Source organism: Tenacibaculum sp. L6, assembly GCF_028823685.1.
Taxonomy (GTDB): domain Bacteria; phylum Bacteroidota; class Bacteroidia; order Flavobacteriales; family Flavobacteriaceae; genus Polaribacter.
On record NZ_JAPEHZ010000029.1, the window covers coordinates 1 to 21,838 of the forward strand.

Consider the following 21,838-nt stretch of genomic DNA (forward strand, 5'->3'; position numbering starts at 1 on the left):
TTCTTTCTGGTTTTTATTACTAAATTTAAACAATTGCTAACTTAAGACGTGTATAATTAATGGCTGGTTCTCGCCTACTTACGAAAATCCTCGCGGATTTTCTATTCGGTTTGTATTTGCAAAGTTGAGTTCTAAACCACGCAACTACTCATAGCCGAGACCGTTGTGTGCAATGCCCAAACTAACCGCTGAAAATTTAACTGATTGAAAAACAAAATTTATAGAGTAGGAAAAATATGATGACGCTTTTTATCAAAAACATGGTTTGCAACCGCTGTATCCTAGTCATTCAAAATGAATTAGACAAATTAGGTATTGGTGTTAAAAGCATTAAATTGGGTGAGGTTATACTCGAAAAAGAACTTACTTCACATGAAAAAGAACATCTAGATAAGATTTTACTTGATTTAGGCTTCGAAATTATTGATGATAAAAAAAGTCGCATTATTGAAAAGATTAAAAACTTAATCATCAATTTGGTACACCATCAAGATAGTGAAACAAAAGTTAACTTATCTGAACTATTAAGCAACGAACTACATCACGATTATAATTACTTATCCAACCTTTTTTCTGAAGTAGAAGGTACTACTATTGAAAAGTATTTTATTGCTCAAAAAATAGAAAAGGTAAAAGAATTACTTGTTTACGATGAATTATCCTTAAGTGAAATTGCTTTCCGTTTACACTATTCAAGCGTGGCATATTTAAGCAATCAGTTTAAAAAAGTTACAGGATTAACGCCTAGTCACTTTAAAAAAATCCGTAAAGACAGAAGAAAACCATTAGACGAGGTGTAAATCTTATAAATCAATTCCAAAATTCCACAATAAATTTTCTCTAACTTAATGCCAACTTTGTATTGTACAATTAATACAGTAAAAAAATGGCAACAAATAACAATAAAGATATCATTTACCTACCTCTAGAAGGTGTGGAAAGTGAACACTGTGCTTTAATCGTTGAAAAAGGATTAGCACAGGTTGAGGGGATTGAAACCCATAAAGTAGAACTAAACAACCAAAGAGCTGCTATTACGATTACTAACGAAGAAATTCTTGCGAACGCCGTTACCGCTATAAAAGATTTGGGCTACGGTGTAACCACCGTTAAAAAAGTATTTCCAGTATTGGGTATGACTTGTGCCTCATGTGCAGGAAGTGCTGAAAGTATTGTTAGCTACGAACCAGGTGTCGTAAATGCCTCAGTAAATTTTGCTAGTGGAAATTTAACGGTAGAATATCTTCCAAACATGACTAATGCTACAAAATTGCAAAAAGCAGTACAAGGTGCGGGTTATGATTTGTTAATTGAAGAGGAAACCAAACAACAAGAAACCCTCGAAGCTATTCATGAAAAGAAGTTCAAGCAACTAAAAACCAAAACCACATGGTCGGTATTACTTTCGTTGCCTGTAGTTGTGGTTATTGGTATGTTTTTTATGAATATGCCTTATGCTAACCCTATTATGTGGGCCTTCTCTACCCCCGTATTATTATGGTTTGGAAAAGACTTTTTTATCAATGCATGGAAGCAAGCCAAACATCGTTCTGCAAACATGGACACTTTGGTCGCTTTAAGTACAGGTATAGCGTATATATTTAGTGTATTCAATATGTTATTTCCTAAGTTTTGGGAATCTAGAGGATTAGAAGCACATGTATATTTTGAGGCAGCTGCGGTTATTATCGCATTTATTCTGTTAGGAAAACTATTAGAAGAAAAAGCCAAAGGAAACACCTCATCTGCCATTAAAAAATTGATGGGGCTACAACCTAAAACGGTGGTTGTTATACAACCTGACGGAACGGAAAAGCAAACTGCTATTGAAGAAGTGAACGTAAATGATACTATTCTTGTTAAACCAGGAGAAAAAATTGCGGTAGACGGTATGGTTACCTCTGGAAGCTCGTATGTAGATGAAAGTATGTTAAGTGGTGAACCTGTTCCGGTACTAAAAGAAGAAAATGAAAAAGTATTTGCAGGAACCATCAATCAAAAAGGAAGTTTCCAATTCAAAGCCGTTAAGGTTGGTAAAGAAACCATGCTAGCTCAAATTATTAAAATGGTGCAAGATGCACAAGGTAGTAAAGCTCCTGTACAGAAATTGGTTGACAAAATTGCAGGTATTTTCGTTCCTGTGGTAATGAGTATTGCTGTTATTACATTTATTATATGGTTTATTTTAGGGGGTGATAACGGATTGGTTCAGGGATTGTTAGCTGCTATCACCGTATTGGTTATTGCATGCCCTTGTGCTTTAGGACTTGCTACTCCTACCGCTATTATGGTGGGTGTTGGTAAAGGTGCAGAAAAAGGTATTTTAATTAAAGATGCTGAAAGTCTTGAATTGGCTAAAAAAGTAAACGCTATTATTTTAGATAAAACAGGAACTATTACCGAGGGAAAACCAGAGGTTACAGGTATATCTTGGTTACAGAATAATGATACCGCTAAGAACATACTTTTAAGTATCGAGAAAAAATCTGAACATCCATTAGCAGAAGCTGTTGTAAAGTTTTTAGGAGATACTGCCACTACCCCACTAACAAATTTCGACAGTATTACGGGCAAGGGTGCTAAGGCAGATTATAACGGAGAAACCTTTTTTGTGGGTAATAAAAAGTTGTTGGCTGAAAATAAGATTACCATAGCAGACGAACTTTTAAAACAAGCAGATGAATGGAGCAAACAGGCTAAAACCGTTATTTGGTTTGCTAATAGTAAAGAAGCACTTTCTGTACTTGCTATTTCAGACAAAATAAAAGAAACCACAGTACAAGCTATTAAGGAACTACAAGCTATGGACATTGAACTATACATGCTTACAGGTGACAACGAAGCTACCGCAAAATCTATTGCAGAAGAAACAGGTATTCAACATTACAAAGCTGAAGTATTACCACAACACAAAGCTGATTTTGTAAAAGAGTTACAGCAACAAGGAAAAACCGTTGCTATGGTGGGTGATGGTATTAACGACAGTACTGCCCTAGCTACTGCTGATGTAAGTATTGCCATGGGAAAAGGTAGTGATATTGCAATGGATGTTGCTAAAATGACCATTATATCATCTGACCTAAGTAAAATACCACAAGCTATAAAGCTTTCAAAACAAACGGTAGCTACCATTAAACAAAACCTGTTTTGGGCATTTATTTACAACCTTATTGGTATTCCTATTGCTGCTGGTATTTTATATCCATTTAATGGTTTCTTATTAAACCCTATGATTGCTGGTGCAGCTATGGCTATGAGTAGTGTTAGTGTAGTTACCAATAGCTTACGTTTAAAATGGAAAAAGTAAAATCTAACTTAGTGATTAAATCTGTAAATCTCACAAATCAATCTTAAAATTGTACAACAACAAACAACGGTGTTGTGCTGAAATTTGCAGTATTCAATAACAAATAAATTTTTAATCTCATGGAAAATAATAAAGAGTTAAAATTCAAAACAAACCTTAACTGCGGAGGGTGTGTATCAAAAGTACAAGCTGATTTAGACAGTGCTGAAGGTATTTGCCATTGGAATGTAGATACTAATTTAGAGGATAAAATTCTTACCGTAAGCTCTAAAGGAATTACTGCGGATGAAGTAATTACTATTGTAAAAAGTAAAGGTTTTAAAGCTGAGCCTTTAGTATAAAAAGCAAGAATATAGTTTATTTACAAAATAGGACCCAAAGGAGAATTTAAAGTTTCTAAAACCATAAAACTATCTGTTGAAAAGAATAGATCACATTAAAAATGAACATGATTTTCATCCATAAAAAAAGAGCTCTTAAAAATTTAAGAGCTCTTTAGTCCTTTTTTTTATTTTTTTGTTTTAGGGCTTATGCTAACGCACCTAAATAACGTTCTGCATCTAACGCTGCCATACATCCTGTACCAGCTGCTGTTACTGCTTGACGGTATTCTTTATCTTGTACATCACCTGCTGCAAAAACTCCTGGTAAATTAGTTTTTGTAGACTTTCCTTTGGTGATTAAATAACCTGTTTCATCCATTTCTAACACTCCTTTAAACAATTCAGTGTTAGGTTTGTGTCCGATAGCAACAAACACTCCTGTTACAGGAATTTCTGTTTTCTCTCCTGTTTCATTGTTTACAGCACGAACACCTTCAACAACATTCTCTCCTAAAACTTCATCTATTTCAGTATTGTACATTACTGTAATATTTTCTGTTTTATTCACACGGTGTTGCATTGCCTTAGAAGCACGCATATAATCTTTACGAACTAACATAGTTACTTTACTACAAATGTTCGCTAAATACGTTGCCTCTTCAGCAGCGGTATCTCCTGCTCCTACAACCACAACTTCTTGACCTTTATAAAAGAATCCGTCACAAGTAGCACAAGCTGAAACTCCACCACCTATTAAACGTTGTTCACTCTCTAATCCTAAATATTTAGCAGTAGCTCCTGTAGAGATAATTACGGTTTGTGCTTCGATCTCTGTTGTGTCGTCTACGATTACTTTGTGAACTCCTCCTTCTTCTTCAGAAAATTCAACTTTAGTAACCATTCCAAAACGAACATCAGTTCCAAAACGCTCTGCTTGACTTTTTAAATCTTCCATCATTGCTGTACCATCAGTTCCTTTAGGGTATCCTGGAAAATTATCAACTTCAGTAGTTGTTGTCAACTGCCCTCCCATTTGCATTCCTGTGTACATAACTGGTTTCATATCTGCTCTTGCTGCATAAATTGCCGCTGTATATCCTGCAGGACCAGATCCAATAATCAAACATTTAATTTTTTCTGCCATTATCTTAAAATTTTGAAGTTACAAATGTAATTTTTTTTTACTTCTATTATCTTCTTTTAAATATATTTTAACTATCGTTTTATAAGGTCAGATTATTTGACAAAAAAATCATTTTTTTATTTGTAGTTTACTTTTTTTTTCTACATTTGCAGTCCCAATTAACACGGGGTGTAGCCTCTCGTATAACTCGAGATAAACTACACTACGAGTTTTACACTTTTCGGGGTGTAGCGTAGCCCGGTCATCGCGCCTGCTTTGGGAGCAGGAGGTCGCAGGTTCGAATCCTGCCACCCCGACAAACAAAAACCTGTTAATCTTTCGATTAACAGGATTTTTTATTTTAATATTGTTTTACTCAATCACTATTAATTTCCTTCAAAACCATAAACTTCCTATTTTATAAAATACTTCTAAAGAACCACTGTACCAAAAACAGTTAGCTTGTTTTTAGTGCATTTTCATCTACTTAGTATGTATGAATTATAATTAAAAAGTTAAACTTACTGTATTTATCAATAAAATAAGTCTGTTAAAAAACAGAAACCTTGGGATTCTCATCCCAAGGTTTATCAACTAAATCTACTAATCTAACAAACTTGCTTTCACAAGTATGTTATTCTTTTCTTAGAGCCTCTTCAAACAACTTATCTTTTAGTTGTTGGTAAGCCTCTAAATTATCTTTATAATTTTCTCGTAATCTATCATACTCTCCTAAATATGCCATATCACATTGAATGTCATCACATTCTGCAACATTAGTATAGGTAATTGAATATGGTAGCACTTTTTCGTAAAGCGCTTTGTTTAATTTTTTTCTTTCAGAGAAAAGCTCTTGTGTTCCTGTTGGAATACTTTTTTCTCCTAAAGCGTTTGCATATAAATTTAAAAGGTTATCAATCTCTTTATCTATATACTGTAATTGATCTACCCACCCTTTTAGTTCTACATGATTGTACTTGTGTACTACATCTATATCGCTATTATTAAGTGTCATAACTTTTATAGTATTTTAAATTAAGGAATTGAGGTTTTCGCTTCCTACTACTTCTTGAGTAACCTTTAAAATTTTAACTTCTTTATTTCCTCCTGGAAATTCCCAATGAACAACATCGTTTAATGCATATCCAAAAAGGGCTATTCCTATTGGAGTTAATATAGAAACCTTATCATTTTTCAGGTCTTTTTCTGTTGGCTTTACAATCTGTATCGTTTTTTCCCAAACATTACCAGAAGCTACAGTAACCGTAGTGTTTAAGCGTACTACATCATCTAACATTTCTTCTTCATCTAAAATGATTGCTGTTTTTAATTCTTCAGCAAACTTTATTAATGATTTTTGAACTTGATGACCTTCAGAATGCTCTGAAACATTCAGCAAACTTTTAATATATACGTACTCTTTTTTTTCTAAAATTAAACTTCCGTGCTTCATTTATGATACTCTTTATGGGAAAATTCCACGTTGAACATAAGCTCTTTCTATTCGTTGAATAGCTATACAATATGCAGCTTTACGCATATCAATTCCTTCTAACTTAGCGTAATCAGAAACTTTTGTATATGACTCTTTTAACTTTTTATCTAGCCTTTGAATTACTTCTTCCATATCCCATAACTCACCGTTACGGTTTTGAAGCCATTCAAAATAACTTGTAATAACCCCTCCTGAATTACATAAAATGTCTGGAATAATTGTTACTCCATTTTCTAACAAAATTTTCTCTCCTTCGACATTTGTTGGACCATTTGCTCCTTCAGCTATTAATTTAGCTTTTACTAAGTGAGCATTCTTTTCGGTTATTTGGTTTCCTAAAGCTGCTGGGATACAGATATCACAATCAAGCGCAAAGAAATCTTCTTTTTCCATAGCCTCAGACTCTGGGTAACCAACTAAACTTCCGTTATTCGCTTTTGTATAGTTGAAAAGATCTTCTACCTTAATTCCGTTAACATTCTTAATACTTCCATAAGCATCTTGAACTCCTATCATTTTAGCTCCTTCTTGCTCTAAGAAATATGCTGCCCAATATCCTACGTTTCCAAATCCTTGAACGATGAACGTTTTTCCTTCTAAAGTTTCGTTATTTCCTTCTATCCAAAATTTGATAGTTAAGAAAACACCGTAACCAGTAGCTCTATCTCTTCCTTCTAAACCACCACTACCAATTGGTTTTCCTGTAACTACGTGTTGGTTCATTGAACGGGCAGCAGGAGCTTTAGTGCTCATATACGTATCAGCCATCCACGCCATTGTTTGCGCGTTTGTATTAACATCTGGCGCAGGAATATCGTGTTCTGGTCCAATGTTATCTCCTAAAGCATACGTAAAACGTCTAGTAATACGTTCTAATTCATCTTTAGAATATTTAGAAGGATCTAATTGAATACCTCCTTTACCTCCACCGTATGGTAAGCCTGCTAATGAAGTTTTCCAAGTCATCCACATAGCTAAAGCTCTAGCTGCATCGATATCTACAGTTGGGTGGTAACGTAAACCTCCTTTATAAGGTCCTAATGCATTGTTGTGTTGTACACGGTATCCTTGAAAAATTTCAACGTCTCCGTTATCCATTTTTACAGGAAAGTTAACAATGACTTCGTTATTAGTAATACTTAATATTTTACGGATATTTGGGTGTAACCCTATTTGGTCTGATGCACTATTGAATTGCTCTAGTACATTATCAACCATACCTCTAGCATTCTTAGGCTTCGGTGGTACTTTTAACTCTTTTGTTAATGTCATCTCTTTTGTGTTTGAGTTCGATTCTCTATCTGAAATTTCACTTTTTGTATTCTTCATACATTCATAAATTTAGTAAGTCTGTTTTAAGGCTGCTAATGTAAAAAAACTGTTATTTAGTCTTTAACTTAATTCTTTTGTTTTTTACACAAATTCTACCTCTTCTTTTTCAGCGATTACTTCTTTCTGAACCTCTTCATTGCATTTTACCTCATTATATTCACTACATGACCAAACTTTTTCTTTTGATTTGGTCAATACACATGTGTCTATATACGCACACGACGGACAAATATTGAAAGGGTTTGCATTCATAAAATTGTTTCGTTTTATTTCTGTTTCATTAAAGGCAAATGATGTGCCGTTAAATGTGCCAAAAAACACAAGAACGAAAAAAGCCCTTTATTTTCAAGGGCTTGAGATCTTTAATAAAATTTATGGCAAAATTTATAGTGGGGAGTTTTTCCTCAGGCGAGTAAAAAAGTCCCAAGGAATTGACTTCTTATTCTTTAAGTTTTTCTCGTAAGGTTTTGCGATCTATTTGAAGAATTTTAGCAGCTTGGGTTTTATTATTATTAGTAGCATTTAAAACATTTTGTATGTGGCGCTTTTCCATCTCTTTTAAAGAGATTAATCCTTCTTCTGAAAAGTCTACATTGTACTTTAATGAATCTGGCAAATGCTCTACCTCTACTACTCTATCACACATTATCACAGCACGTTGTATAATGTTTTCTAATTCTCTAATATTTCCTGGCCAATCATAACGCATTAAAATAGCCAAAGCTTTCGGACTCATCTTTACAAACCTGTCTTTATACTCAACTCCGTATTTAAAAAGAAACTTTTCAGCCAACATTGAAATATCTTCTTTTCGTTCTCTTAATGGTGGTACTTCAATTTCAACTACTGTTAGTCTGTAAAACAAGTCTTCCCTGAAAGAACCTTCTTGAATCATTTCTTTCAAGTTATTATTTGTAGCTGCAATAATTCTAACATCAACTTTTTCTGCTTTTTGCGCTCCTACTTTTACTACTTCTTTTTCTTGAAGTGCTCTTAACAATTTAGCTTGTACATTTAACGAGGCATTCCCTATTTCATCTAAAAAAATAGTTCCTCCATTCGCAGCCTGAAAAAATCCTTCTCTATTTTTATCTGCTCCCGTAAAAGCACCTTTTACATATCCGAACAATTCAGACTCTAACAAGTTTTCTGGAATGGCTCCGCAGTTTACAGCTATGTAGGGTTCTTTTGAAAACTTTCCTTCATAATGTATCGCACGTGCCACCAACTCTTTTCCCGTTCCACTTTCTCCTTTGATAGAAACGGTTGCTTTGTTATTTTTAACACGATCAATGATCTGAAATATTTCATTAATTTTTTCAGAAGCTCCTATCATGTCTCCATAAAATTCTTTATGCTCCTTTTTTTGAGTAGTAGAATCTTGTGTAATTCTCGACTTTTTCAAGGCATCAACCATCGCTTCTTTTAACTCACTTTTCGTAAAAGGCTTAGTTAAATAAGCTACTACTCCAGATTTAATTGCTTCAAGAGAGTCTTGTACAGAAGGATACCCTGTTACAATAAGTTTAGGCAATTTCGGATAATGTTCAGAAACAAACTTTACAAGTTCAAAACCATCAACCTCAGGCATTTTTAAATCGGTAATCAATAAATCTATTGATGTATCTCTTAAAATTGCTACTGCTTCTTTGACAGAAACCGCTTTATAGGTATGGTAGTTCCAAGATTGTAAATGCCTGTGCAACAATTCTAAAATATGAACATCATCATCTACTATCAGTATATTTTCTTTTTTTAGTTGCATTTCTTCTATTTTGGTAACCTTACTTCAAAGATAGCACCTTTTTCGCTGCCATTTTTCGCTGTTATCGTTCCTTTATGACTCGATACAATTCCGTGCACAACACTTAGCCCTAAACCAGTACCTTCTCCTGTCGGTTTGGTGGTAAAGAAAGGCTGAAATACTTTTTCGAGAGCTTCTGCCGTAAGTCCTTTTCCTTCATCAGAAATTCTAAGAACTACTTCATTATCCGTTTGAAAAGTTTCGATTATAACTAATCCGTTTTTAGGAGAAAAATAAATTGCATTAATCGTAAGATTGAAAATTATTTGTGTTAGCTGCACGGTATCAGCCCTCAACAACAACTCTTCATCTTCAACTTTTACAATATACTTTACCTCGTGTTTTCTAAATGTTGCGTCTAATAAATCTATAGCGCTTTTTATACTAGGAACAATGTTTACTTGCTTCATTTCATTAGGCATTTCGCAAGCAAAGTACATTAACTTTTTAACCACCTCTCTTGAAAAAATAGCACTTTGAATAATTTTTTCTACATCTTGAAGTGCCTTGTTATTTTCTTTTAAATCTGCCTTTAATAATTCTGAAAAACCTAAAATATTAGCTAACGGAGTATTCAATTCATGAGCTATACCTGCAGTTAATTCTCCCAAAATAGACAATCGATCTGCGTGCTCCATCTTACGCCTCATAGACAATTCATTCTTCTTTATTTCTATTCGCTCTAAAAGTCCGCCTATTTTTATAGCTACCGAATCAAACAACTCTTGTTCTTCTTTTAGATATAGATTTTCTTTAAATTCTTTTCCCTTTATATATGCCTTTATATTACCTTTTGATAAATTAAATACGGGAATATCACTTGAAATAATACAAATACTATTTTTTATCGATTTATTTTCTATTATATTTCCTTCTATTTCAATAACTACTTCGGTGTTTTTAGGAAATTGAAGCGCCTTTTTTAAACTATAGGCAATTGCTTTTAAAGTAACATCTATCTGCTCAAGATCTGCATTTATTATTAAAGAAGTCACCTTGTAAAGGCATGTTAGCTCTTTAATACGTTCTTGTAATTCTGCTTCGGTGTTGCTTGATACTTTCATCAATTTAATACGATTTTGTTACAGTGAAGATAACTGAAATAATAACAGCATAAAAATACAAAATAACTCTCCTTTGCTCACTTTCCTCCTAAAAAACTCCTACAGCATATATTCTCTTTTATGCTTTACCTATTTTACGTAAATTCGTGTTTATGGAATTACTTTTTTTAGGATTGGCAGGAGGTGCTATTATATCCTATTACATTTTTAATAAGTTTACAACAGTTAAAAGAAAAAATTTAACTGAAAAACAATCGGTGGTACTGTTAGATAAGATTAAAAAAGTATCTAAACTAATTACTGTTGAAGGAGAATTTGCTGAGATTTATCATCACGAAAACACCAAAGAAAAGTTTTTAGGATTAGTTTCTAGTAAGAAGAAAGCCATTATTTTAATCAATGCCAAAGTGCATATTGGTTTTGATTTTAGAAAAATTAAAATGCATACAGATACGAAGAAAAAGGTATTGGTTCTTTCTGAATTCCCTCAGCCAGAAGTGTTTTCAATAGAACCTAATTTACGTTTTTATGATATTCAAAACGGATTACTTAACAAGTTTAGTTCAGAAGATTTAACCGAAGTAAACAAAGAAGCAAGAGAACATATTCTTCAAAAAATTCCTGAAAGTAACCTAATGCAAACCGCCAATAAAGAAGCTTTAGAAGCCGTTACTTTAATGCAAAACTTGGTTGAAACCATTGGATGGAAACTAGATTATTCTGCTTTAGAAATTTCTGAAACCACTCAAAAGTATATTGAATAATGAATATTGAAGAATTACGCAATTACTGTATCAATAAAAAAGGAGTGACAGAACACTTCCCTTTTGATGAAGTTACGTTGGTTTTTAAAGTAATGGGAAAAATGTATGCTTTGGTTGGTTTAGATAGCTGGGAACAAGGTGAGACAAAAGTCAACTTAAAATGTGATCCTGAATGGTCAGAAGAATTACGTGCAGAATATGAAAGTATCAATCCAGGATTTCACATGAGTAAAGTACATTGGAATACGGTTACTTTAAACCATGATGTTTCTGATTCTTTCGCTTTTGAACTGATTGATCATTCTTATGATCTTGTCGTAAAAGGATTAACTAAAAAATTACAAGAAGAATTAAAATCGATGTAATAAATATGCTTAAATCTGAACTTAGAAAACTATACAAACAGAAAAGAAACGATCTTACCGAAACGGAAAAAGAACAGCTACATAAAAGTATTTATCAGCAAATTTTTGAACTAAAGACAGATACAATTAGCAATGTTCATTTGTTTTTATCCATGCGAAAATTCAACGAGATTGATACTTTACCAATTATCAATTTCTTTAGAGAAAAAGGAAAAAGAATTATTGTAAGTCGCTGTAATTTTGAAAACGATACACTTTCTCATTTTTATTTTGATGAAGACACTAAATTAAATCTCAACAAATTTGGTGTTCCTGAACCTGTTAATGCAGAAGAAGTTGCTGTAAAAAATATCGATTTGGTTTTCGTTCCTATGCTCATTTCTGACGAAGATCACTACCGAGTTGGCTACGGAAAAGGCTTTTATGACCGATTTTTATCAGAATGTAGAGAAGATACCCAAACCATCGGACTTAACTTCTTCCCTCCTATTAAAAAAATAGAAGACACGCACGAGTTTGACGTTCCGTTAGATTTTGTAATATATCCAAAATAAAAAATCCCGCTAAGTGCGGGATTTTTTATTTTTATATACGAATGATTATCCATTCATAGAAATTAAGAACTCTTCGTTGTTTAACGATCTCTTAATTCTATCTTGAATAAATTCCATTGCCTCAATTGGGTTCATATCAGCTAAGTATTTACGCAACACCCACATACGTTGTACTGTTTTATCATCTAATAATAAATCATCACGACGTGTGCTCGACTTGATTAAGTCAATTGCAGGGTAAATTCTACGGTTAGCAATATTACGATCTAATTGTAACTCCATGTTACCAGTTCCTTTGAATTCTTCAAAGATTACCTCATCCATTTTAGAACCAGTTTCGGTAAGTGCCGTAGCAATAATGGTTAATGAACCACCATTTTCAATATTACGTGCCGCTCCAAAGAAACGTTTTGGTTTGTGTAAAGCGTTCGCGTCAATACCCCCTGATAAAATCTTTCCAGATGCTGGTGCTACCGTGTTATAAGCTCTCGCTAAACGCGTTATCGAATCTAACAAAATCACCACATCATGACCGCATTCAACTAAACGTTTTGCTTTTTCTAATACAATATTTGCTACACGTACATGTTTCTCAGCTGGCTCGTCAAACGTAGACGCAACTACTTCTCCACGAACACTACGTTGCATATCGGTAACCTCTTCAGGACGCTCATCAATTAATAAAACAATTTGGTATACCTCTGGATGATTTGCTGCAATTGCATTTGCAACATCCTTTAATAACATTGTTTTACCCGTTTTAGGTTGTGCTACAATCATACCACGTTGTCCTTTTCCTATCGGAGAGAACAAATCGATAATTCTTGTAGAAAATGAACTTCCTTTTTCTGCTAAATTGAACTTTTCATCAGCAAAAAGTGGCGTTAAATGCTCAAAAGAAACTCTATCTCTAACAATATTCGGGTTTAATCCATTGATTTTTGATACTCTAATTAAAGGAAAGTATTTTTCTCCTTCTTTTGGAGGACGTACATTACCGCGAACCGTATCTCCTGTTTTTAAACCGAATAATTTAATTTGAGATTGTGACACATAAATATCATCTGGTGATGATAAATAGTTATAGTCTGAAGAACGTAAGAAACCATATCCGTCAGGCATCATTTCTAAAACACCTTCACTTTCAATAATACCGTCAAACTCAAAATCAGGGTCACGATACTTATTCCCACTTTTATGGTGTTGTTTTGAAGTATTTTGATTTTGGTTCTGATTCTTGTTATTTTTATTACCTCTATTTTGGTTTTTATTTTGCTGTTTGTTTTGAGGCTGTTGCTGTTTTTTATCTTCAGTCGCTTGCTGATTTTGCTTTTTCTCTTCAGATTTATTGGCAACATTTTGAACAGTTTCCGCTTTTCCTACTGCTTCTTTAGCTTCTGGTTTAGTTACGGGTTTGCTGTCTTGTTCTTGCTGTTGTGAAGTGTTTGCTGGGGTTTCTGCTTTAGCTATTCTTTTCCTTTTTGGCTTTTCTGCCTTCGGTTTAGCTTCATTAACACTTGCTTCTGCTTGCGCATCTATAATTTTGTATACTAAATCTAACTTTTTTAACTGACTAAATTTAGTCAGCCCTATAGTTTTGGCTATAACTTGTAAATCAGCTAATTTTTTAGTCTTTAATTCCGAAATATCGAACATTCGTTGAATAATTAAGTTACTTAAAATTCTTTGTGAAAGAATTATTTTTTTATTAAGTTTCGTTTTGATTGCTAATTATATAGGGGCTATATAATAATTTTGTGCGGTTACATACAAGGCAAATATATACAAATAATTTAACTTCTAATATTTCTTTTTAAAAAAAGAAGTATTACATTTGCTTCCCGATAAAAAATTATGATACAAAGAATACAATCTATATATCTTTTAGTTGCAGGAATTATCTCTGGAGGATTGACTTTTTTGGTAAATCTTTGGGCGACTCAAACAAGTCCCACTATTCATGTTATAGACTTATTTTCTAGTAATTCTTTTTTAGAAAAGATGGTTCCTGTATCTTTTTTTATCTCAGCATTAGTATCAATTGTAGCTATTTTTCTATTTAAAAATCGTCAATTACAATTTGTACTAAACCGCTTAAACATATTGATAAACCTTTTTTTATTAGGAATATTGATTTATTTATCACAAACATTATCTGGAGAAGCTTCGGTTTCTGAGAAAGGTATTGGGATGTTCTTTCCTATCATTGTTATTTTGCTTTTATTTTTAGCAAATAAGGCCATTAAGAAGGATGAAGATCTTGTAAAATCTGTTGATAGATTACGATAAGCCTAACATCTTAGTATATTTAGTGCGAAAAAAAACCGAGATTTACATCTCGGTTTTTTATTTTTGAAAAACCCTGTATTTACTTGACTTCTAAACACAAATGTTAAAGAAATGTTAAAAAAAACTCAGGGTTATCCCTAATTTCTAAATGTAACAATTAGGGATACTGTGTATTGCACACACTAGTTTTATACTATAGATTTGTAACTGTAAACGACCATGAATTACAAGATTAAAGTTCACATAGCAGATGACCACAAGATATTAATTGACGGTGTCATTGCTTTATTAAATACTGAAGATGACATTGAAGTTGAAGGATACTCTTTAACAGGAAGGCAAGTTATTAATTGGTCCTCAAACAATACAGCCGATGTATTAGTTTTAGACATTAACATGCCTGAAATGGATGGTATAGAAGTTTTAAAAACGTTTAGAAAACGTAATACACAAATTAAAACTATTATACTTTCTAGTTTAAGTGACCCTAAACTTGTGCAAGAAATGATTGCATTAGGAGCTAACGGTTTTGTAGACAAAAGTAGCGCTAATGAACAGATTATTGATGCCATTAAAGTTGTACACAACGGCATACAGTACATTAGCGAAGACATTAAAGAAAAACTATTAGACCTTTATACATCTGACCTTAAAGAAACTATTGAACCTCAATTTTTACATGGAGATTTAACCGAGCGGGAAATTGCTGTATTAAAATTAATTGCGGAAGGAAAAAGTTCTTATGAGATTGCCGATAAATTAAATGTTAGCTTAAAAACAGTAGAAACATATAGAAGTAATTTATATAAAAAATTAAAAGTAAAAAACGTAGTAGGTTTAGCGATGTATGCTGTGAGAAACAAAATAGTGTAAAGATATTATCAACCCTTCAATTTTCTTTAGTCCCCCAGATTAAGAAGCCCCCCGAGTCTATACATTATCATACATCGTTTAACAACTACACAAAAAAAAGTAGCGATGTACGCGTTATTAAACATAGTATAGAAAACCCCTTCATTTTGTTTTCTTTATCCCCCTAAGAGGTATTAGTCCCCCGTCTCTTAATATCTATCCTAAGTACATCGCTATTTTATAAAATATTAATATAAAATAGTGTAATTTATAAATTTAGTCATGAAAAAAATCACTCCTTATTTCCTAGCTTTAAGCTTAAGTATCTTATTTGCTTCTTGTTCTTCTAACGAAACAGAAGCTATTGAAAGCAATCCAGAAAACTTATTACAATCGTATACTCTTAAAAGAGATGCTACGGGCGCTTACTCTATCGATTTTAACACTACGAACAATACAGATGTAACCACAGTTACCAATGTAGACAATTCAAAAGAGATCATCTTAGCTGAAGTTTCTCAAAAAACAGCTACTAAACATTCTAACGATTTCTCTATTGAAAATGATCATTTAAAAATTGGGTTTTTAGAAGCCAATAGAGGAACAACAACTAAAATATATGTTGAAGATGACAATATTACCTTTGCAAAAGGAGTTACCGAGTTTTTAAGTACGTACAGCATTACAGCAAACGAAGACGGAACATACACGTTAAACTTTACTATAAATGATAATGTAGCCACAGATTTTAACTACAACGAAGAAATTGAAACTTATGAAGTACATTTATCAAACGGTACCTCAACTCAGAAAACATTTTCAAGAGAACTAAAAATGCAACCTGATTCAAATGTATTAAAATTAGATTTTGTAAACCATAAGTACTCAAGTAGAACTGAAGAAGCAATAGATACAGAGAGAAAACCGAAATCTATAATTGTCGGAGATACAGTTATTTAATATTTTTTTATGAATAAAACGTTTTTCCTTATTGTTATTACTAGTATAATCTCAAACTTTACTTTTTCAGCATATAGTCAGGAAAAGAATGAAAAACTTTTTAACGAATACAAAAAAGCTGAAGAATTATTTAAGAAAAAGAAATATTCTATTTCTCTCGAAAAGAGCTTAGATCTTTTTTCAAAAATAACTCCATCAGATCAACCAAATTTATACTTTAAAACATCCTTCTTAATTGGGGATGTTTTTAGAGAAATTAATGACCATAATAAAGCTATTCTTTATTACAAGAAAACCTTGTCTATATATAATTCATTACGCCCTTTCAATGATAAAGAAAACCTCTCTAATAACAACTTAGCCAGTAGAAATAACCTGAACAAACTTCTTTTAAGAATTGGAAGTGAATTTCACATAATTAAACAAAAAGATAGTGCAATTAAATATTATAAAGAAATACTAGCTAGTAATTCTTTTAACCAACAAGATATAACTGCAAAGGCAAGCTCCTACACAAACCTATCAAACATATACAGAGAAGATTCTATTTATGATTTGGCGAAAGAATATTCTTTTGAAGCTGTTAAAATATACAAGAAAGCTAATAAAAAAGTGTTAGAAGCTGCTGCTCTTGGTAATTTAGCTAGCATTTATTTAGAGCAGAAGGATTATGAAAAAGCTAAAAAAATTTATCTGGAAAGTCTTGATTTAATAAAAATGGATTCCAGTAGTAGAGCTACGAGATACAAAGAGTTTCTTTACTTTAATTTAGCTTATACATTATATCTACAAAAAGACTACAGAGCCTATGATTATCAAGAAAAATCTTATAACATTAAAGATGACTTAAAAGATGTTGAAATAAGAAGAATTGTAGATGAAATTTACACTAGACATGAACTAAATTTAGAAAAAGAAAAAACAGCTTTAGTTGAAGAACAACGCAAGTTAGAAGAAGCACAAGAAGCTAAAACCTCATTGCTTTTTGGAGCTTTAAGCTTCTTAGTGTTAATTGTTTCAGGAGTAATTATCTATAACTTTAAGTTACGTCAAAAAAACCTTCATCTTAAACTATCTGAAAGTAAACTGATTCAGCAACAAAGTATTGAAAAATTAAAATCTGAAGCGCAAATAAAAATATTAAACGCTACTATTGACGGAAAAGAAACCGAACGTAAACTCATAGCCGAAATATTGCATGATAATGTTAGTGCTTTACTCTCTTCTGCAAACATGCATTTAACAGCAACGAAAAAACAATTTAACGGCGATACTCCTCAAGAAATTGATAAAACTCAAGCAATTATTTCTGAGGCTTCACAAAAAGTAAGAGACTTATCTCACAACTTGGTTTCTTCAATTTTATTAAAATTCGGATTAGAGTACGCTATTAAAGATGTAACTAAAAAATACTCCAACAGCGAACTTAAATTTGATGTTTCTGCCCAAAACATTAATAGATATAATCAAGAATTCGAGATAAAAATTTTTAACGTTATTCAAGAGCTTATTAATAACATTTTAAAGCATAGCAAGGCGCAACATGCCGAAATAAAACTGAAAGAGGAAGAGGATCAACTAACCGTTCTCGTTAAAGATGATGGGGTAGGTTTTTCTACCTCGTCTTCTTCTTTTTCAGATGGCATTGGCTTAAATCAAATTGAAGCTAGAATTCAAATGATGAATGGTAAATTAAATATCGATTCTCAAAAAAACATTGGAACTTCAATTTATATTTCTGTTCCTATTTTAAAAGAACAAAAAGATGTTAAACTAACCTCTGTTAGCTAGTTCTATAATTTCCATATTCTTTATTTCTCCTTTATCTATCTCAAACCGAAGCATTGTTCTAACTTTATGGAAACCATGTTTACCTGCAGCTCCAGGGTTTAAGTGAAGTAAGTTCAATTTTTTATCATACTGAACTTTCAAAATATGTGAATGTCCGCAAATAAATAATTTAGGAGGGTTTTTACTAAGCTCTTCTCTAACTCGTTGATTGTATTTATTCGGATATCCACCAATATGAGTAATCCAAACCGACACTCCTTCCACAGAAAATTTAATATCTAACGGAAATTCTGCTCTCGCCTTGTTATCATCAATATTTCCATAAACTGCTCTTAGTGGCTTTATTTCTTTTATCGAATCGGTAACATGTAAATCACCAATATCACCAGCATGCCAAACTTCATCCGCTTGCTTTACAAATTTTAAAATTTGATCATCAATAAAACTATGGGTATCAGAAAGGAGTAGAATTTTCTTCATTAAAGCAAAACTAATGAATTATAAACTAAAAAAAATCCATAATTAAACATTATGGATTCTTTAAAATAAGGGGTAATTAATGAAAGGGGAATTCACTATTATTTCAATATGAAACTGAAGGGGGACTTCTTTGTTTTATACTTTTTCAAAGGCAGCAAAAATAACATATACCCCTTAACAATCTGTTTACATATGTTAATAAAACTCAAAACGTATTATTTAAGTTACTCTTTACAACATTTCATTTTAGAATTTCATAATTTAGCTCTTTAAAATTTTTACATTTTTGAGGTACTTTATCGAATTAGCATATAACGGGAAAAATTATCATGGCTGGCAAGTACAACCACACGCAATTTCGGTTCAAGAAGTCATTAACAAAGCTATTAGCACAATTTTACGACAAGAAATTAACATTGTTGGTGCTGGTAGAACAGATGCAGGTGTACATGCTTCGCAAATGTTTGCTCATTTTGATGTTGAATTACCTTTAAGTGATAATTTCACCTACAAACTCAATGCTATTTTACCCGATGATGTGGTAATATTTAACACGACATTGGTTCATAACGATGCTCATGCTCGTTTTGATGCTAATAGTAGAAGTTATGAATATAAAATATGGTTAGGTAGAAATCCGTTTTTATTAGAAACTAGCTGGCAATTGCATCATCAACAATTAAATATTGAGTTGATGAATACAGCTGCTGCTATTTTATATGAATATGAAGATTTTGAGTGTTTTTCGAAAGTAAAAACAGACGTTAACACTTTTAATTGTACAATAACCAATGCTGAATGGGTTATGAAAGGGAATGAACTTACTTTTCATATTAGCGCTAATCGTTTTTTAAGAAATATGGTTCGCGCCATAGTAGGTACTCTAATTGATGTTGGTCTTGAAAAAATTACTATTGATGATTTTAAAAAAATTATTGAAAGTAAAAACAGAAGTAACGCTGGAGTTTCAGTTCCGGCAAAAGGTTTATTTTTAACAGCAGTAACATACGACTACATATAGTGAGTAAAACAACAGGAAAAGCATTCGATATTAAAATTTTTGCAAGACTAATGAGTTTTGCAAAAAAGTACCGCCTACGTTTTATCGTAGCTGCGGCTTCTACAATTTTATTAGCAGGATTTGCAGTCCTTACCCCTGTAATTTTAATGACTGCAATCGATGATTTCACCACTACTAAAGACGCTACAAGACTATTGTATTTTACGATAGCTATGGTGGTTGTTTTATTAGTTCAGGTACTATTTCAATTTAGTTTTATTTATAATGCAAACTGGGTAGGTCAACATGTTATCAGAGATATAAGAGCTAAAACGTTTAGGAAAATTCTAGAATTTAAAATGAGTTATTTTGATAACTCTTCAGTAGGTAAACTCGTAACTCGTGTAGTTTCAGATATAGAAACCATTTCAAACTTTTTTACTCAAGGAGTTTTTATGATAGTAAGCGATATTTTATTAATGCTTATTGTTATAGCTGTAATGTTTTATAAAAACTGGCAACTTGCTTTAATTGCGCTTGCTACCTTACCTGTACTAATTTATGCTACAAAACTATTTCAAATAGCTATAAAATCTACTTTCCAAGACGTACGTAATCAAGTAGCAAACCTTAACAGTTTTGTACAAGAAAGAGTTACAGGAATGAAAATCGTTCAGCTTTTTAATAGAGAACGAATTGAGTATAAAAACTTTATTGACATTAACAACAAACACAAAAAAGCACATATAAAAACGGTTTGGTACTACTCTATCTTCTTCCCTATTGCAGAAATACTTTCTTCAATAGCTATCGGATTAATTGTTTGGTATGGTGGATTACAAGTGATTGAAGATAGTGCTGTTAGTTTAGGTGCTATTATCGGTTTTATAAAAATGGCTCAAATGCTTTTTAGACCGTTACGACAAATAGCAGACAAATTCAATCAATTACAAATGGGAATTGTTGCTGGTGAACGTGTTTTCAACGTAATTGACACAAATAGTTCAATAGACAAAAACGGAACTATTATAGCAGAAAACATTGAAGGAAACATCAGTTTTAAGGATGTACATTTTAGCTATATAAAAGGAGAAGAGATTTTAAAAGGAATAAGTTTTAATGTAGAAAAAGGGCAAACCGTAGCTATTGTTGGTGCTACAGGTGCAGGAAAATCAACCATCATAAACCTTATTAGTCGATTTTATGAAATTGATAGTGGACTTATTGCTATTGATAACATTCCTGTTCAAGATTATGAGATCTCTTCTTTACGACAAAAAGTAGCTGTAGTATTACAAGATGTCTTTTTGTTTTCAGATACTATTTTAAATAACATTACGCTACGAAACGAAAACATCTCTTTAGATCAAGTTCAAAAAGCTGCCAAACAAATAGGTATTCATGATTTTATTATTAGTTTACCTAACAACTACCACTATAACGTAAAAGAACGTGGAGGTATGCTTTCTTCTGGTCAACGTCAACTAATTGCTTTTTTACGTGCTTACGTTAGCAATCCCAGTATCTTAATTTTAGACGAAGCTACCTCTTCTGTAGATGCTCATTCAGAACAAATGATTCAATACGCCACAGATGAAATCACAAAAAACAGAACTTCAATAGTAATTGCCCACCGCTTAGCAACCATTAAAAAGGCTGATATTATTATAGTTATGGACAAAGGTCGTATTGTTGAAAAAGGTAATCATACAGAATTGTTAAAAAAACATGAGGGTTATTATAAGAATTTGTACGAAAAACAGTTTAATAGTGAGACTGTGCTATAAATAAATTTGTTTACATCAATCAAAATAGTACATTTGTTATTCAATCTAAAACTAAAAAATCAATAAACGATGAAAAAAGTAATTTTATCAGTATTTGTAGTTGGTGCTTTATTAGCTACCTCTTGTAAAAACACTAAAGAAGAAGCTAAAGACGCTGCTACTGATGCTGTTGAAGCTGTAGAAAACGCTACTGAAGAAGCTACTGACGCTGCTACTAAAGCAGTAGAAGAAACTAAAGAAGCTGCTGGTGAGGCTGCTGAAGCAACAGAAGAAGCTGTTGAATCAGTAAAATCTGCAATTGAAGGTATCGAAATTCCTCAGTTTGAAGACCCTAAAGTAGGTGAGTATTTACAAACTTACTCTCAATACGCTAAAGATTATATCGAAGCTAAAGGAGATGTTGTTAAAAATACTGAATTAGCTAAAAAAGGTGTTGAATTAGCTACTCAAGCTAAAGACATCGTTGCTAACTTAGACGAAGCTGCTGCTGAAAAATTCAATAGCGTTATGACTGCTATTCAATCTAAAATGGCTCCTGCTCAATAATT

22 protein-coding genes and 1 tRNA gene are annotated in these 21,838 nt (G+C 32.4%); 14 read left to right on the top strand and 9 right to left on the bottom strand.

Annotation, left to right across the window (positions count from 1 at the left end):
* Positions 1–236: 236 nt before the first annotated feature.
* From OU788_RS07140 to OU788_RS07150, 3 genes are all read left to right on the top strand, one after another.
* Positions 237–800 (top strand): helix-turn-helix domain-containing protein, encoded by a 564-nt coding sequence (locus tag OU788_RS07140; RefSeq protein ID WP_274634526.1) that lies wholly within the window; start codon positions 237–239, stop codon positions 798–800.
* 86 nt (positions 801–886) lie between these two features.
* Positions 887–3,307, top strand: coding sequence for a heavy metal translocating P-type ATPase (locus OU788_RS07145; protein WP_274634527.1), 2,421 nt, complete (start codon positions 887–889; stop codon positions 3,305–3,307).
* A 119-nt stretch (positions 3,308–3,426) separates the two neighbouring features.
* On the top strand, positions 3,427–3,648 hold the full coding sequence (locus OU788_RS07150; RefSeq protein ID WP_274634528.1) for a heavy-metal-associated domain-containing protein: 222 nt from the start codon (positions 3,427–3,429) through the stop codon (positions 3,646–3,648).
* A gap of 187 nt (positions 3,649–3,835) precedes the next feature.
* Here OU788_RS07150 and trxB read toward each other — a convergent pair whose 3' ends face one another.
* Positions 3,836–4,774, bottom strand: coding sequence for a thioredoxin-disulfide reductase (gene trxB / locus OU788_RS07155; protein WP_274634529.1), 939 nt, complete (start codon positions 4,772–4,774; stop codon positions 3,836–3,838).
* A 221-nt stretch (positions 4,775–4,995) separates the two neighbouring features.
* Here trxB and OU788_RS07160 point away from each other — a divergent pair.
* A tRNA-Pro gene (locus OU788_RS07160) sits at positions 4,996–5,070 on the top strand.
* Positions 5,071–5,387: 317 nt separating this feature from the next.
* On the opposite strand, the gene OU788_RS07165 is transcribed toward OU788_RS07160, so the two are convergent.
* The 6 genes from OU788_RS07165 to OU788_RS07190 form a co-directional block, all read right to left on the bottom strand.
* Positions 5,388–5,768, bottom strand: coding sequence for a hypothetical protein (locus OU788_RS07165; RefSeq protein ID WP_274634530.1), 381 nt, complete (start codon positions 5,766–5,768; stop codon positions 5,388–5,390).
* 15 nt (positions 5,769–5,783) lie between these two features.
* Positions 5,784–6,206 (bottom strand): GreA/GreB family elongation factor, encoded by a 423-nt coding sequence (locus OU788_RS07170; RefSeq protein ID WP_274634531.1) that lies wholly within the window; start codon positions 6,204–6,206, stop codon positions 5,784–5,786.
* A gap of 12 nt (positions 6,207–6,218) precedes the next feature.
* Positions 6,219–7,520 carry a Glu/Leu/Phe/Val family dehydrogenase gene (locus tag OU788_RS07175; RefSeq protein ID WP_274634555.1) on the bottom strand — a complete coding sequence of 434 codons (1,302 nt, stop codon included), beginning with the start codon at positions 7,518–7,520 and terminating at the stop codon, positions 6,219–6,221.
* Between the two features lie 141 nt (positions 7,521–7,661).
* The gene (locus OU788_RS07180; protein ID WP_274634532.1) at positions 7,662–7,832 is read right to left on the bottom strand and encodes a hypothetical protein; all 171 of its coding nucleotides are present in this window, start codon (positions 7,830–7,832) and stop codon (positions 7,662–7,664) included.
* Between the two features lie 187 nt (positions 7,833–8,019).
* The gene (locus OU788_RS07185; RefSeq protein ID WP_274634533.1) at positions 8,020–9,345 is read right to left on the bottom strand and encodes a sigma-54-dependent transcriptional regulator; all 1,326 of its coding nucleotides are present in this window, start codon (positions 9,343–9,345) and stop codon (positions 8,020–8,022) included.
* 5 nt (positions 9,346–9,350) lie between these two features.
* Positions 9,351–10,448 carry a sensor histidine kinase gene (locus OU788_RS07190; RefSeq protein ID WP_274634556.1) on the bottom strand — a complete coding sequence of 366 codons (1,098 nt, stop codon included), beginning with the start codon at positions 10,446–10,448 and terminating at the stop codon, positions 9,351–9,353.
* Between the two features lie 152 nt (positions 10,449–10,600).
* On the opposite strand from OU788_RS07190, the gene OU788_RS07195 reads away from it, so the two are divergent.
* The 3 genes from OU788_RS07195 to OU788_RS07205 are packed head-to-tail and all read left to right on the top strand — an operon-like array spanning position 10,601 to position 12,131.
* A complete protein-coding gene (locus tag OU788_RS07195) occupies positions 10,601–11,212 on the top strand; it encodes a DUF4230 domain-containing protein (RefSeq protein WP_274634534.1) in 612 nt (203 codons plus the stop codon).
* Positions 11,212–11,577: an MmcQ/YjbR family DNA-binding protein gene (locus tag OU788_RS07200; protein WP_274634535.1), complete on the top strand. Its 366-nt coding sequence runs from the start codon at positions 11,212–11,214 to the stop codon at positions 11,575–11,577. The genes OU788_RS07195 and OU788_RS07200 overlap by 1 nt, the downstream gene beginning before the upstream one ends.
* 5 nt (positions 11,578–11,582) lie before the next feature.
* Positions 11,583–12,131 carry a 5-formyltetrahydrofolate cyclo-ligase gene (locus OU788_RS07205; RefSeq protein WP_274634536.1) on the top strand — a complete coding sequence of 183 codons (549 nt, stop codon included), beginning with the start codon at positions 11,583–11,585 and terminating at the stop codon, positions 12,129–12,131.
* A gap of 45 nt (positions 12,132–12,176) precedes the next feature.
* Here the strand turns inward: OU788_RS07205 and rho are convergent, their stop codons facing one another.
* Positions 12,177–13,787 carry a transcription termination factor Rho gene (rho, locus tag OU788_RS07210; RefSeq protein WP_274634537.1) on the bottom strand — a complete coding sequence of 537 codons (1,611 nt, stop codon included), beginning with the start codon at positions 13,785–13,787 and terminating at the stop codon, positions 12,177–12,179.
* Between the two features lie 198 nt (positions 13,788–13,985).
* Here rho and OU788_RS07215 point away from each other — a divergent pair, with 198 nt between their 5' ends.
* From OU788_RS07215 to OU788_RS07230, 4 genes are all read left to right on the top strand, one after another.
* On the top strand, positions 13,986–14,420 hold the full coding sequence (locus tag OU788_RS07215; protein ID WP_274634538.1) for a DUF4293 domain-containing protein: 435 nt from the start codon (positions 13,986–13,988) through the stop codon (positions 14,418–14,420).
* Between the two features lie 219 nt (positions 14,421–14,639).
* Entirely contained in the window at positions 14,640–15,293 is a 654-nt protein-coding gene (locus OU788_RS07220) for a response regulator (protein ID WP_274634539.1), read from the top strand.
* A 261-nt stretch (positions 15,294–15,554) separates the two neighbouring features.
* A complete protein-coding gene (locus OU788_RS07225; RefSeq protein WP_274634540.1) occupies positions 15,555–16,232 on the top strand; it encodes a hypothetical protein in 678 nt (225 codons plus the stop codon).
* Positions 16,233–16,241: 9 nt separating this feature from the next.
* Entirely contained in the window at positions 16,242–18,023 is a 1,782-nt protein-coding gene (locus OU788_RS07230) for a tetratricopeptide repeat-containing sensor histidine kinase (protein WP_274634541.1), read from the top strand.
* Here OU788_RS07230 and OU788_RS07235 read toward each other — a convergent pair.
* Complete coding sequence (locus OU788_RS07235; RefSeq protein WP_274634542.1) at positions 18,006–18,503, bottom strand: metallophosphoesterase family protein; 498 nt, start codon at positions 18,501–18,503, stop codon at positions 18,006–18,008. The genes OU788_RS07230 and OU788_RS07235 overlap by 18 nt on opposite strands.
* 286 nt (positions 18,504–18,789) lie before the next feature.
* Between OU788_RS07235 and truA the strand changes: the two genes are divergently transcribed.
* The 3 genes from truA to OU788_RS07250 all read left to right on the top strand — a co-directional run bounded on the left by truA (position 18,790) and on the right by OU788_RS07250 (position 21,836).
* Positions 18,790–19,524, top strand: coding sequence for a tRNA pseudouridine(38-40) synthase TruA (gene truA, locus OU788_RS07240; RefSeq protein WP_274634543.1), 735 nt, complete (start codon positions 18,790–18,792; stop codon positions 19,522–19,524).
* 50 nt (positions 19,525–19,574) lie between these two features.
* Positions 19,575–21,290: an ABC transporter ATP-binding protein gene (locus tag OU788_RS07245; protein ID WP_446751479.1), complete on the top strand. Its 1,716-nt coding sequence runs from the start codon at positions 19,575–19,577 to the stop codon at positions 21,288–21,290.
* A 69-nt stretch (positions 21,291–21,359) separates the two neighbouring features.
* Entirely contained in the window at positions 21,360–21,836 is a 477-nt protein-coding gene (locus OU788_RS07250; RefSeq protein WP_274634545.1) for a hypothetical protein, read from the top strand.
* The last annotated feature ends 2 nt before the right edge of the window (positions 21,837–21,838 follow it).

Bases quoted from the DNA above. Each gene is read 5' to 3' on its own strand.
- OU788_RS07175 (WP_274634555.1), bottom strand. From the start codon at position 7,520: ATGACATTAACAAAAGAGTTAAAAGTACCACCGAAGCCTAAGAATGCT.
- OU788_RS07245 (WP_446751479.1), top strand. From the start codon at position 19,575: ATGAGTTTTGCAAAAAAGTACCGCCTACGTTTTATCGTAGCTGCGGCT.
- OU788_RS07145 (WP_274634527.1), top strand. From the start codon at position 887: ATGGCAACAAATAACAATAAAGATATCATTTACCTACCTCTAGAAGGT.
- OU788_RS07205 (WP_274634536.1), top strand. From the start codon at position 11,583: ATGCTTAAATCTGAACTTAGAAAACTATACAAACAGAAAAGAAACGAT.
- OU788_RS07150 (WP_274634528.1), top strand. From the start codon at position 3,427: ATGGAAAATAATAAAGAGTTAAAATTCAAAACAAACCTTAACTGCGGA.
- OU788_RS07185 (WP_274634533.1), bottom strand. From the start codon at position 9,345: ATGCAACTAAAAAAAGAAAATATACTGATAGTAGATGATGATGTTCAT.
- OU788_RS07225 (WP_274634540.1), top strand. From the start codon at position 15,555: ATGAAAAAAATCACTCCTTATTTCCTAGCTTTAAGCTTAAGTATCTTA.
- trxB (WP_274634529.1), bottom strand. From the start codon at position 4,774: ATGGCAGAAAAAATTAAATGTTTGATTATTGGATCTGGTCCTGCAGGA.
- OU788_RS07200 (WP_274634535.1), top strand. From the start codon at position 11,212: ATGAATATTGAAGAATTACGCAATTACTGTATCAATAAAAAAGGAGTG.
- OU788_RS07170 (WP_274634531.1), bottom strand. From the start codon at position 6,206: ATGAAGCACGGAAGTTTAATTTTAGAAAAAAAAGAGTACGTATATATT.
- OU788_RS07235 (WP_274634542.1), bottom strand. From the start codon at position 18,503: ATGAAGAAAATTCTACTCCTTTCTGATACCCATAGTTTTATTGATGAT.
- OU788_RS07165 (WP_274634530.1), bottom strand. From the start codon at position 5,768: ATGACACTTAATAATAGCGATATAGATGTAGTACACAAGTACAATCAT.
- OU788_RS07180 (WP_274634532.1), bottom strand. From the start codon at position 7,832: ATGAATGCAAACCCTTTCAATATTTGTCCGTCGTGTGCGTATATAGAC.
- OU788_RS07140 (WP_274634526.1), top strand. From the start codon at position 237: ATGATGACGCTTTTTATCAAAAACATGGTTTGCAACCGCTGTATCCTA.
- OU788_RS07195 (WP_274634534.1), top strand. From the start codon at position 10,601: ATGGAATTACTTTTTTTAGGATTGGCAGGAGGTGCTATTATATCCTAT.
- OU788_RS07215 (WP_274634538.1), top strand. From the start codon at position 13,986: ATGATACAAAGAATACAATCTATATATCTTTTAGTTGCAGGAATTATC.
- OU788_RS07230 (WP_274634541.1), top strand. From the start codon at position 16,242: ATGAATAAAACGTTTTTCCTTATTGTTATTACTAGTATAATCTCAAAC.
- OU788_RS07220 (WP_274634539.1), top strand. From the start codon at position 14,640: ATGAATTACAAGATTAAAGTTCACATAGCAGATGACCACAAGATATTA.
- OU788_RS07190 (WP_274634556.1), bottom strand. From the start codon at position 10,448: ATGAAAGTATCAAGCAACACCGAAGCAGAATTACAAGAACGTATTAAA.
- rho (WP_274634537.1), bottom strand. From the start codon at position 13,787: ATGTTCGATATTTCGGAATTAAAGACTAAAAAATTAGCTGATTTACAA.
- OU788_RS07250 (WP_274634545.1), top strand. From the start codon at position 21,360: ATGAAAAAAGTAATTTTATCAGTATTTGTAGTTGGTGCTTTATTAGCT.